7 protein-coding genes are annotated in these 12,345 nt (G+C 52.4%); 3 read left to right on the top strand and 4 right to left on the bottom strand.

From position 1 onward, the window contains the following. Positions 1–991: 991 nt before the first annotated feature. Positions 992–1,885, top strand: a complete 894-nt coding sequence (locus RBB76_RS22660; RefSeq protein WP_429630968.1) for a hypothetical protein — start codon at positions 992–994, stop codon at positions 1,883–1,885. Between the two features lie 224 nt (positions 1,886–2,109). On the opposite strand, the gene RBB76_RS22655 is transcribed toward RBB76_RS22660, so the two are convergent. From RBB76_RS22655 to RBB76_RS22640, 4 genes are all read right to left on the bottom strand, one after another. Next, positions 2,110–2,517, bottom strand: a complete 408-nt coding sequence (locus tag RBB76_RS22655) for a hypothetical protein (RefSeq protein WP_429630970.1) — start codon at positions 2,515–2,517, stop codon at positions 2,110–2,112. A 149-nt stretch (positions 2,518–2,666) separates the two neighbouring features. Next, complete coding sequence (locus RBB76_RS22650; protein ID WP_429630972.1) at positions 2,667–4,382, bottom strand: hypothetical protein; 1,716 nt, start codon at positions 4,380–4,382, stop codon at positions 2,667–2,669. Between the two features lie 385 nt (positions 4,383–4,767). Then, positions 4,768–6,063, bottom strand: coding sequence for a T6SS phospholipase effector Tle1-like catalytic domain-containing protein (locus tag RBB76_RS22645; RefSeq protein ID WP_429630974.1), 1,296 nt, complete (start codon positions 6,061–6,063; stop codon positions 4,768–4,770). Between the two features lie 192 nt (positions 6,064–6,255). Next, entirely contained in the window at positions 6,256–9,786 is a 3,531-nt protein-coding gene (locus RBB76_RS22640) for a hypothetical protein (RefSeq protein WP_429630976.1), read from the bottom strand. Positions 9,787–10,419: 633 nt separating this feature from the next. Here RBB76_RS22640 and RBB76_RS22635 point away from each other — a divergent pair. Continuing rightward, positions 10,420–10,944 (top strand): hypothetical protein, encoded by a 525-nt coding sequence (locus tag RBB76_RS22635; protein ID WP_429630977.1) that lies wholly within the window; start codon positions 10,420–10,422, stop codon positions 10,942–10,944. Next, positions 10,941–12,311 (top strand): S1 family peptidase, encoded by a 1,371-nt coding sequence (locus RBB76_RS22630; RefSeq protein WP_429630979.1) that lies wholly within the window; start codon positions 10,941–10,943, stop codon positions 12,309–12,311. The genes RBB76_RS22635 and RBB76_RS22630 overlap by 4 nt, the downstream gene beginning before the upstream one ends. Positions 12,312–12,345: the final 34 nt, after the last annotated feature.

Genomic DNA, 12,345 nt, shown 5'->3' with positions numbered 1-12,345 from the left:
TCTCATCTCTACGGAAGGAACCGGCTCGACTGTGGTAACGATTGGATCACTGACCTGAACTACGTGAGGACCAGGTGTCTTATTGTCATCTAATGGGACTGTCATCGTCATACCTCGTTACAAGAATCACAGTCCTCACCGTGCTCGACCAGGGCCATGTAGCAAGCTTGGATGTCGTTCAGGCGGTCTAAGGGTTCCTCAGTGCCCAAACGATTAACTCCCTCACCACAGCTGATCAGATATGCCTGAGCCAGCATCATCCCTTCCGGGCAAGCTGGAAAGTCGTCAGTGTTCCATAGAGCTAATAGTTTGTTGTGGTCCATCATTTTGTACCTTTCAGCTTTAGATACTGATCGCGCGTAAGGCTTAGATAGATCGACCCTCTACCTTGATTGATTCCGAATTCAAGTGCTTGGCTGTCTACCTGTCCTTTCTCAATGCTGAACCTCTCAAACATTTCGCGTTTCTTGTCTGGTTCTTTGAAGGTCAACTTGCGAGGGAGTGAAGTCTTCAGGTCAGGCTCAAGGAACTGGCAGAGCCATCCATGACCTATGAGCATGAAGTGCATGTAGATCTTATACTTCGGCGCGCGCTGCGCTGCACAGGTATCGCAATACCTTTCACCTCCAGACCATGGCAGACGATCTAGCAGTTTCTTACAGGAACAGCAGATCTCGCCTGATGCCCTCATGCGTGTTGTCGACGCTCGCTCCCCACCCATGTCTGATCACTTATTGGAAACAGCTGCTCGGCTGTTTCCCCAGATGTCTACGGTGGCATAGACCGTGCCACAGTGAGGACATTTTGAGTAGTCGAAGGTTAGTCGGACGATCTCGGCCGGACGGATCAGCTTCTCGCAGGATGGACACTTGTCAGAGAGGCTGGCTTCGGTGGGAAGGGGATGTGTGCGTCTCATGTCGAGATTATAAAGCGAACAAAAGGCGAATATGTGGAAATTGATCGCGTTATTGCAAATGCTAGACTTGCGGGCATGAGCGAGCAGACGAGCGGCGATCCAGAGAAAGGCGTCCCACCCCCTCCGCCGCCACCGAAGAAGAAGAGAACCCGAGAGAAGATTCCGAACCGCTATCTATGGCGTCGGTTCAAAGCCAGCACTATAACGAACCAATCGTCGATTGTCTTCGGCATCATCGTGACCATTGCGACGGTGGGCAACCTTGCAGTTTCGACCATTCAGTTTCGTACCGCGAAGCAAAACGCAATCGATAGCGGGAGACAGGCTCAACACCTCATAGACGCGGCCGACCGCATCAACGATGCCGCGGACCGTTTCTCGAAGAGTTCCGCTGATATCAGCCTGGGAGTGAATAGTGCCGTTGATAAGTTGGGTGCCCAGGCCGACGCCACAAAGAGTGCAGCAGAGACGTCCAAGGACGCCTTACACATCTCAGAGCGTGCCTACCTCCAAACTACTGGTGAAGTCCTGGACGTGCCCAACAAGAGAATTAAATTCATCATTGTTAATACCGGCCATATTCCCCCCGGACATCTCACAGGGACTATTCACGAGTCCACACTTGACATCAGCGATATCCAACATAGTCGCGTGATCGAAATGCATTGGACAGAAGACCAATCTGAGAGTCTGGTTTCGGGCGGGACTGCCGTAAATGTGAATGTTCCGAAGTTCGACGAGGTCGCGACTAAAGCCGGTAGGCAACAAGTGATAGTGACGGGAAAGATCACCTACAACGACGGATTTCCAAATACGAAGGCCAAAGAATGGCCGTTCTGTGTAAGCACTGGACTAAGAGGAACAGAAGTCAAGAACATCGTATTGTTTCCGTGCGACTCCACGACTGAATTGCCAATTGCAGTTCGAATGGACAAATATCCAGATCCTCGATACCGGAGTAAGACGTGAGCCAAACGTGAAAAAAGCCCCTCCATTGAAGGAGGGGCTCTGTGTTGGTTAGTTGAAGCGACCACGTCTGATGAAATTGCCGAGCTGGAACAGCTGAGGTAGCGGAACATTTCCTCCCCCTCCGGAAGCACCGAACGAGTAGAACGAACCGAGGTTCTCTGTGCCTCCGACCGTCGTGGCATTCAGAACGCCGTAGTTCTGAGTCACACCCAGTCGAATCTCGGTCACCCAGTTGTGAACTGGTTGTTCCAAGCGCCACTGCCTTGGGTGATCGTGCATTGAGTGAGTGCGGTCCCTGTAAAGAACAGACTAGAGTCGGTGATCTGAAACATCGTGCCGTTGGGGCCGCCGCCGGGGTTGCCGAGGGCAGATATTCCATAGATCTCCGCCGACGCTCCGCCGGTAAGGACCAGGTCGCTTCCGTTGTGCTCCGTCTTGTAGCCGAGAATCCACATCTTGCAGCCATTGCATTGCAGCTTGGCCGTTAGAGGCTGCTCCTGATTCAGCTGCCGAGCCCAGAAGCTCTGGCTCGATTGCAGAACGATAGGAGTGCTTCCTCCCAAGATGCAGTTCTCGCAGAACAGATTCCCAGCACCAGTAGAGCTCGTATAGCCGGACGTCTTGTCGTTCAAGATGACGACTGTGCGACTGCCAGTGTGGATGATCCCGTTCTGTCCCTCCTGACAGCCCTCGATGATCTGAGGTGTGGTGCTGGCGCCGGAGATGGTGAACCGCCATCGATAGCTTCGACACCACCACGGCTCCTCAAAGGCTATTCTATTTACGATTTGAATCGGTTCGTAAGGGCAGCGCCGAGTACAGCAGCCTGAAACCAGCCAAGCAGGATAATCACCCATCTGCTGGCGGCTAAAAACCAATAGTAGTTAAACCACCCGAGCCAGTTTACCCAGGAATTTTGCGGGAACGATGCGGTCCCGGCGTGAGCCGGATCTGGCGTCCACTTATCGTCAACTCCCAGCTTTACCAGCGGTACCGCATTCTCAAGTGTGTAGATGAAGGGTTGAAACGGCGGGTAGCGCCTCAGCGCAGCACTTGCTAGCGGCTGCCCGTCCTTGTCTCGGGCCGTCGAAATCATCGCCCCGCTGCGATTCGCTCCGGCAAAAATGAGTGTGCCAACAAGTAGCGTCAGAAAAATGGAATAGGTGACACGCGCCGGAACCTCTTCCAGCCACGCAAAAGCTGTCCTCGCGCGTCGCTTCAACCACCAGCTATCCTGCGCCTCCAGGCAGCGGAATTGATAAAGAACGTGCTTTGCGCCCGCTTTATTCTTGACCATTTCCAGATGCTTACCCAGCTGGATCCACGGTTGCGGCTGCAAGCGGCTCGTAGCAGATTGGAGCTTTAGCCATGCAATGCGTCGCTCAATTTTGAGAGCTGGCACATCTGAGAGTGCTCCTTCCTCTCGCTGCTTCTCGGTAAGATCCTCATGCAGAATCAGGTCGCCGTAAACAAGGTGATTCAAATCTAGTCTTCCGTCCGCGGGCCAGCTTGCCTCGTCATCCCGCAACGTTCTCACATGCGCTCCCCGCAAATATAGGCGTGTCGCCGGGGTCTTTCGAATGCCGCACCACATCAGGTCTCCTGAGAGATCCATGTTGTGGCATAACACCTCGCCCACTTCAGCACCGATAAAAATCAGATCGCCTCTAATGTGGCAGTTGGGTAGGCGGATTTTGCCGATGGATTGCAGCTTTCCGTTTAGAAGTAGATTGCCGCCGATGCTTGCCTTATCGAGCGCCAAGGCATCCTTCTGGCCCAAAAACTTTGCTCCCGTACACGTCACGGACTTATGGATCGTCGTGCCCAGCATCCGGACCTCGCCATGGCATTCGAAGCCCTCGGCCAGGTAAACATCCCCTTCTATCGTCGCGTTGTCCAAGCTCAGCGCATCATTTTCGGCGTTGAGCTTTGCACCATGGCACTCCAGGTTGCTTTCAATCGTAGCGTTGATAAATCGAATCTCGGCGTCGAACTGTGTCCGATACAGAAGTACTGGACCATGCACGACAACTCCGTCCGCATCTATGCCCTTGGACAGCAAACAATCGGCGATATTCACGGCCCGGGTCTCCGATCCTTCCAACCTGAGCGTGCCCGTCATCGTACAGCGACGAAAGTCCAGAGCCGGAAGCTGAAGGTGCTCACCTAAATCCAGGTCCCCCGTAATCGTCGAAGAATAGACACGAAGCCCCCTCGCGTGGATGTACGGTCGGGCTTCCGGAGCCGTAGCAAGCCAGGACAAAAAGTTCGCTCGTACTTTGGGGCGTGGAGTGTTCTCGTCGTAGGGACCTTCAGGGCGCGTTGCCGTGTCCTCAGGCGACGGTAGATCGAACGGGCTCGCCGTATCATTGAGCACCGCGATTTCGGCAGCAGTCAAAGTTCCGTCGAAATTCTTAAGGCCCAGCTTGGTCAGCTTCTGACACGCAGTCAGACCTTGAGAGTCATGCCGGTTTAGCCACCGGTCGAAAAGAGCCATATGGGATTCTCCTGGAATGCCTTGGGTCTGACACTCTAACCACCAGGGCAGCTTTGTCAAATTCCCGTCAAAAGTGATTGTTGATAAACGGGCGCCTCGGCATTTGCGAGTTTCATATTAGCCGATGCCTCGCGTGTTCGAGGAAGGTAGCGGAAGCTTCGTTCAATTGCGATTCAGCACGTGCTCCCCTCGGGTAGAAAGGGGATGTTTTAAGAACTCCCCTCTTTTACGCTGAGCTCGTCCGGCGTTTGTATTAATGATCTAAACTTCCTCAACGATCTACTTGTCGCCTTCTTCAACCCGGCCGCAATCGTTTTGGCCACCACTACCTTCGTACCCTTCTTCGCGATCGGCTTCGGCTGCTGCCCTCGCGAGCGGAGAGTCCTCAGACTTTTTGAGGGCTTCTCTTATCTGGGCGGTAAACGCCGTACTTCCCCTTTTCAAGTTTGTCGGCAACTTTCGTATGGTAATCGAGGGCCGATAACCTCTTGAAGTCTTCTATGCAGTTGCGATCGAGATTCTTCGGCTCGTAATCGATCTTGGCGAGGCGATGTCGCAAACTAGGATGGAGAAGAGATCCATCGGGGATCTCGCGGCTATGTGGCCACGGGGTGAAGCGCCATCTTTTCTTGCCGTCTTGGTCGAAATACTTGTGAGGAAAAGCCTCAAGCAGAGCCCACTTGATGGTGAGTGATTTGTGTAGCCGGTTTTCACCCTTGGGTGGCCTGTTCATCTGTGCCAATCCAGGGTAGCGAGGTGAAGACTCTCCGAAGATAGCGCTGCGCTTTTCTTCATTTATCTCAAGGCCATCTTCTTCAGCGTCGCTAAGGATCCATCGGAGGGCCTCGAGAGCTGGAGAAGACTCGTCCTGTTTGTAACTCCCGCCAACGTCGGAGTGGACACCAGGGAACCAAGCCTGAACGATGTCCTGCTCCTGATCGTTTGGATTTGAGTAGTTCTCAGTGAGTACCGGGGTAAATGGCGGCCCGAGGGGCTTGCCGAGCAGATTCGCCTGGAAGAAGCAGCGACGTTCGTCGACGGAGACCGCGTGTCGCGCTTTTCGAACGATCGAGTTCTGGCCATCGTAAAGGAGCTTCACGGGGTCGTAGAGGCCGCCGACGGACGAAACGGTATCCCATAACCCCATGAAGTGAATAGGAACTGTACGGGAGAACGTTTCACGGAAGCCATCCGATAGGCTGTCTGTCGCTATTTGTTTTCGGTCACCTTTGTTGAATGCATCCCGACTCCTTGCTGAGTACATGGCAAGTAGGTAAGGAAGGTGACCCTCGTTGCCTTTGCAGAGTAGTCCATAAACGCGGAGAGCGCCCGCTAGAGCGCGAATCGTATAAGCTCCGCGTGAAAATCCGAACAGATAGATGTGATCGCCGTCTGCACAATGGTCCATCAGGAAGCGGTAAGCGTCGGCCATATTGTCGGTGAAGCCTATCCCGAAAGCTAGACCGCCGAACATGGAGACTTTTCTGCCGACCCAGCTTGTGTGTCGCGGGTCTCCCATGGTGCCTACGCCAGGATGATAGTAACAACGCTGTCCCGCGTTGACATTCAGGCACGTGTAGAGTTTGACGACGTTCGAGTTGTCACCACCGTATTTGTTGCCCGTCCCATCACAGCAGATGACTACATTCTTTGGGCTCTTAGCGCGAAGCAGTTGTGCCATAATGCCTCCGAAAATCGTGTCATTCAAAGGGCGAAGCTCGATGCTCTTCCGAGTGGGAAGACTGAGTCCTTCAACTAACCTGATGTGAGGTTGATTTCGATCATCCAAAATCTATTCACATCGAAGATGGTGAGCTCGCTGCAAGAAAGAAGAGAGACCCTTTAGTAAAATAAGATCTTCCCTTCCAGTGGACTAATGAAGAAGCGGCCGGAGAAAAGAATAGGCGAAGTTAGCGATGCTCGGAAACTGAGAGGTTAGAAGCGCAATGAGAGGGAGCCCACCGACGGCTAGTAGATGAAAGAGCAGCTGCCCATAGTTCACTTGTCCGGGCGCACTGCTCTCTAATCGGCTTAGCATCCCATTCCTCTGGAACTGCACCATCATCGCGCCAACTCCAATAAGCAGGGCTACGAGAGTCAATATGAGTAATCCTTGGATCAGACTACGTCCTTCGAAGGCGTAAAACATGACCGAGAGAACTGCGAGCACATAACCGTAAGCGACGAAGCAGATCAGCAAGCCAATATGAAGCATTGCATACCGGACTAAGGCAACCAGTCTTAGCGCCAGGTAGTCATCTAAATCCTCCATGCTTCGGGTTCGGTTCGCTCTAGGACTTAGCAAAGATTCAGCGGCAGAATCCATTAAAATATTCAGAGATCCGCTGAGAGAGTCGATCTGGCCTGGTACCAGTTGACGATGATGAGCATCCTTTTCCACGAAAGCATCAAACTTGTCCTGCGCATCTTTAGCCTCAGAAGAAGCCGCTCCCTTGATTTGATCAATACTCTCAACTGTTTTCCTCAGCACACTAAGAGACTTCTCGGCCCTCACCAGATCCCAGATCTTGATCCTAAGCGTACCGTCGTCACCAATACGCTTGAAAGCGTCGGCCATCGGTGTCATCTCGAGCCAATCGAGAAGCTTTCTAAGGTGGTCCCATATCGACCACGCCTGGTAGCAGGTCATGGCGACAGTAAGAAGAAGCATGCCTACGCCCCAGATCAAAAACCACACATAAAAGCTATTCCCATCGAAACCATTCACGCTATGGCGCAGCAGCAGGGCGACTACCGCTGCAAGTAATAAGCTTGTCCCTTGGACCGAGAGTCTAGTCGGAGTCAACTCGTCGATACAAATCTGGAGCGCGTGCACTCTGGCATGAAAACGCTTATCCTTTAATCCCATTGCGAAGACGAGATGAGCCTTTCGCGAGTTGGCCCAGTCAAGCCGTCTGAGATTTGTACAGCCCCATAGGAAGTAGCCGACGAGGATCACCGTGATCGGTAGGACAGGGGATAACCCGCCACCGAGTTGCGTAAAGCGGTCTAGCAATATGCCACCGGCCGCGCGATCGAAATTCAGGGAGAAAATCATACCTGTTGTCCAGACGGCAAATACACTTGCAATCAACATCTGCGCCACTGCTATTTCCTTCGTTTTTGTCGATCCGAGCTTCTTGTGGCTTCGGATGAACTGAACGAGATAGAAGCATGAAAGGAATATTGTTCCTTCAGTCGCGAAGGCTAGCGGACACAAAAGTACCGACAACCGACCGTCGTTGGTGCCACTGCTACTGTTTTGCGCGTAAAGCAAATTGAAGCCTAGTCGTGCAGCCAGAAGATTCAAGAGCATCAGTTGGTTGTTGATGACAAAGAGAAGATACAAACGATGAGGCTCCCACTCCGGGGACACTCTACCGGGGTAGCTCAACGTCCCGTCTATCCGACGGCGCGATCCATAGAGACATCGGAGATGCCCGGCGTTCAGGCATAACAAACCGAATAAGAAAGCAAGGAAAACGCCCGGAGGATTAGTATGCTCTCGTGGAGTCAGATATTCCGAGGGTTCACTGTGGTCAACCGTTCCATTCGGGTTTGCCGAGCTCTGAGCAACAAAGCATGGAAAGTGAGGCGTTGCCGACACATGCTTATCTTGCGCTATAAGTCTGAAACCACTGCCATCTACTGCCGTGAGTAGAAAGCATGACTCACCCGTCCCTGCAACCTCGGCCTGTGTATTATCCTCTAGTAACGTTTCGACGGTCAGGAATTCACCTGCTTGGCGGCTACTTTCAAACGACAATGGTGGACTCGGGCTTGATTGCCTGCTTGCCGTAGGTCCCCCCGGATCATAGATGTCAGACATGCCCGATATAGTCGGAATGGCACTAACGGCGAGGGTCCCCGTCAGGTCTACGAAGTGTGGACGATCCAGTTCGAGCATGTCTGTGTCAATTGTGACTACCCGAATATCCGGCAACTTGGTATGCAAATACTCCAACAGGTAAATACGATCCAGGGGATTACTCGCGCTAATGACAACTGCTCTGATTCGATGGGCGAGCATTTCTTGCACCGACTCCGTAAGTGAACTTGCGACTTCTGCTGCCTCTTGCTCGGATCCGAATGCTGGTGGTGAATCACGGTCGATTGGCTCAGGAGCAGCGAGTTTAATCGGCATTGAATTGCCTGGAAGATTGATGTACTTTGACCCATTCTTCAGAATCCTTGCGCTCTCTTCATCGCTCAAAGTTCTTAGCGAAGACAGGTCCCGTGGAAAATGCAATTGCAGACCGTACTTACTCTTATGCTCCTCATTTCCATCCGCATTGGCTACTGGGTTGAACTGCCCGTTACCGAACGCGCTCTCATCTTCACTAAGCTCGGCAACAAAATGAGAAGAGTAACCTAGACTCCCCAGAAACCCGAGTGCTGCCTCATTCGCTTCGTCTGAACGAAGCGTTAGCGTACGGAGGCGACAGAGTGACAGATCTGAACAGAATCTCTGGAATTCGCCAATATAGTCCTGTCCAGAAGCATCAGGTGATACTAAATTGGCGACGAGAGGATGAGACACATTCTTGTGCTCGTCGCTGATCCTCTTGAGAACATCCTGAATCGGTTTGAAAGATGCAGAAAAATGGGGTCCGGCTATGTCCAGCTTCCGTTCGGCGCTTGACCCGGAATCAAATTGGTTCAACTGCTCCGCATAATAGAGAGCATGAGCTAATTGAATTCGGTTAGCTCCTGAGGTCGGGGTCTCACCAACCATCAAAACGAAAAGACGATCCGTTGTATTTTGCCCGTCTTCCTTACGAAAGCAAAGTATCCCCGGCTCTTGGTGTCTTCTTATCTCAGCTTCACTGTCGTTGGCTTTATCAGGAGTCCAATCGTTCGGTCTCCATGGAAACCAATAGCGCGTGTAGAGGTAGTGTTTGGCCGCAGCCGCACTCTGGATCGCTACGATGTCGCGATCGAAGTCTAGACGCATCTGGGTCGCATTTGGATCTGGCACCATTGCGATCACAACGCGCAGCCGGTCTCCGTCTGGTACGCACTCCGACAAATCTCCAACCATGTGTTTGCGAACATTGAACTTTTCTGTTTCCGGCTCATTCTTTTTCGAGCGGATCTGGCGCGTAATCTCGACGGTTCCTTCCTCCGCTTCTTCAGGGACGTGATGGCCTTTGATCCCCCGCTCTTGAGCAGGATCTTCTCCATGGTCGAACTCCGTCGACGCATACTCCTGGCAAAAAGCGTACCAGGGGCCGTCTTGATTGGATGTAATGTCAGCATGGGAACCGACTGACGCGACGACAGGCGGGTTTCCTCTAGGTACGTCTGCGGTTTGATGGGTAGTGGGTAATCCAACGGCTAAAAACGTCGCGGCTAACGCCGCTCCGCCGAAACCAGCAACGACTGGACCACGCCTATCGTCCATTGAAGTGCCTCGATACCGCATTAGTGCTGGATCGAGAGCATCCGTTACATAAAAATGTAACTTAGTCCCCACTAACGGCTGTACCGCCACGCGTGAATGTAACGGAGGATAACTGTCTCTTTTTCGAGCCCCTCTTGAGAGAGAATGGCCTTTAGTCGAATCCAAATCATGTTCACGCACCGGAGTGTTTTTCATTTTGAATCAGAAACTTTAGAGAAAGAAGGGGGGGACGCGAAAAACGGGGAACCGAATCGTAAATATCCACTAGGTAGTTATCAAGAGAGAAGAGAAAAGGTTTCCATACGAATCGAGCCCACCCGGGGTAAAACCGACATTTGGTTTTGGTCCGGAAGAACGACCGTCCCTGCCTCGTCCCCGCTTGGATGAAATTTGCTCCCTTGCAGCGGTATGCGTAGTGGCACTTTGGGTATCCACCTATATCAGTCTGGAAAGGTCCGCGTATTCGCTCACACGAACTAGGCCGGTCAACGGGCCCCCTTAAAATCTTGCATTCTTACACCTGATCGCGTATGTTTGCGCCGATAGCTCCCAAATCTAATAGCTGTGACGGTTGCCATGTTCCTCGTCGTTGGTTTCTTCACCTTGGGATTACTAGTCGGAGCTCTTACTGGCATGACCGCTGAGAGCGTGGTGTCTCAGCTCATCGGATTACTGTTCGCCGTGATGGGCGGCTCTATCTTGGTCACTCTCAAGAATCTTTCGGCCGACGAACGCCGAACAGCCGGCGGTTTGCTGACAGCGTTGTGTTTAGGCACTTTGATCGGAGCCACCTCTGGAATTCTTGCTGTTCAGTACCGATGGCTAAGCCCTGAGATCATCACCAGCTCAAAATCAAACACCGATGAAAGCAAACCCGCGCCCCCCGTTGTGAGCGGGCCCGTTGCCAGCGTTGGCAACAACACTCCTGCCAGAGTTGTTCAATCTGAGCCCACTGATAAGCCAATCGGTCAAAATACTAATCAGGCAGCGTCTGTCGGGCCCGCGCGAACCGGACCGTGCAACGAACCAAGCCCGTATCTGCGCGACAAGCTTTTGTCGGCTGCCACAGCTATCGACGTCAAGCGCTCCGCCAATCTGATTTCTGATACGGATGCTTACAAGCAACTTCGTTCGCAACTTCAGACGGAACTGAAATGATAAATCTGCGATGGTGTGGCTCCTTCTTCGTTTTAGCTTTTCTCGTATCGACGTCGTCCGGTGCTCAAACACCTGTGACATCCTTGGTCGCAATCTTTTCGACTCTTCCCGATACACGTATCGGTGTTGGGACTGGCTCCTTCATTAGCAGCGACGGCAAAGTCCTAACTGCATTTCATGTGGTGGACAACGCCAAATCTCTCGAAATCACATACGCGGGCAAACCTTATACCTCCATTACTGTCTTGGGGGTCGACCCGGATCACGATCTCGCACTTCTAAAGGTCAACGATTTCGACTTGCATCCCGCCTACCTAGATCTCGCTACAAGCGCGCCGAGCTTTATCGGTGGAGAGAGTGTTACCATCTACGGCCATTCAGCCCAAGTCTTCAATCAAACAATTCCCGGTACGGTCTCTCGCAACTTAGTGCTATCTCAGGAGATAAGAGATCCCAAGAGCAGCCAGCACATCTTTGCTCTCGAAAATATCCCACTGCTTCCACTTAACACGGTCATATTCGGGGGCCTCAGCGGAGGCCCGGTCTTGCGCGACGGAAAGGTCATCGGCATCGTCTCCGGTAGCTTGACCGAAGGAGGCTCCATCGCTTGGGCTATGCCTGTCACACAAGGATCGGTCGATGCGATGAAACAAATCGGTCGTCCCGCCGGCGCTTTCGATTGGCCCGCCTTTCGTTTGATGGCTACTAATGTACACACTCTCAGAGCGGAGATTACACTGAGCGGCAGTCTCGCGAGAGCCCTCGATCAGTACATTTCTATAACATCCGTGCTATCCACTCAGGAGGCCGAAATGAGAAGAGCTTGTAGGTTGGCTCGTCTTGGTGTTGAGACCTCTCTCGCGAAGACGGAAGATTTGTTGAGAAAAAGCCCAAACATACTTCTAGGTAGTATCCCCAATGACGTTCAGATCGATTTTATTATGCCATTCGCCTCCACAATTCCGGCGTGTTCCACCGCCATCAACAGCCTGCCTCCGCTTCTGGTCACTGCAAATCAGGCATTAGAGAGCATCGGAGACCCGCTTGGAGATTTTATCGAGAGATTGCCGCTTACCAAGCGTAATGAAGAACTCACCACTGAGGCTAGGTCAAATCTCAGTCGGAGTATCGCTGAAGCGCTGCGGGCAAGTGCTCAGTTTAAGATGAAAGTGCTGTCAATGCCTCGGTACGCCGATGATGCTCCCCTGTCTGGAATTCGTGACTACTTTCAGCAAGAAGCAAAGGTTCTTCAAATATTCTCCGCAGACACCGGCGCAAGCGGGATGACGGAAGCAGTTTCAAAGTATGTTGAATTCGATCGAATTATTGAAACCCTCTTTCAGGCCGACTTACCAAATACTCAGTAAGGTGGCGCTATATGGTCCAGTATTGCTTCTGCGG

Origin of the sequence: Tunturiibacter psychrotolerans (assembly GCF_051013365.1) — a bacterium.
In the GTDB taxonomy this organism is placed as follows: domain Bacteria; phylum Acidobacteriota; class Terriglobia; order Terriglobales; family Acidobacteriaceae; genus Edaphobacter; species Edaphobacter psychrotolerans_A.
Note: the sequence above shows the minus strand (reverse complement) of the source record. Positions and strands in the feature narration are given on the sequence as shown.

Excerpts from the sequence above, each read along its gene's own strand:
- RBB76_RS22630 (WP_429630979.1), top strand. The coding sequence starts at position 10,941 with ATGATAAATCTGCGATGGTGTGGCTCCTTCTTCGTTTTAGCTTTTCTC.
- RBB76_RS22640 (WP_429630976.1), bottom strand. The coding sequence starts at position 9,786 with ATGGACGATAGGCGTGGTCCAGTCGTTGCTGGTTTCGGCGGAGCGGCG.
- RBB76_RS22645 (WP_429630974.1), bottom strand. The coding sequence starts at position 6,063 with ATGGCACAACTGCTTCGCGCTAAGAGCCCAAAGAATGTAGTCATCTGC.
- RBB76_RS22650 (WP_429630972.1), bottom strand. The coding sequence starts at position 4,382 with ATGGCTCTTTTCGACCGGTGGCTAAACCGGCATGACTCTCAAGGTCTG.
- RBB76_RS22635 (WP_429630977.1), top strand. The coding sequence starts at position 10,420 with ATGACCGCTGAGAGCGTGGTGTCTCAGCTCATCGGATTACTGTTCGCC.
- RBB76_RS22660 (WP_429630968.1), top strand. The coding sequence starts at position 992 with ATGAGCGAGCAGACGAGCGGCGATCCAGAGAAAGGCGTCCCACCCCCT.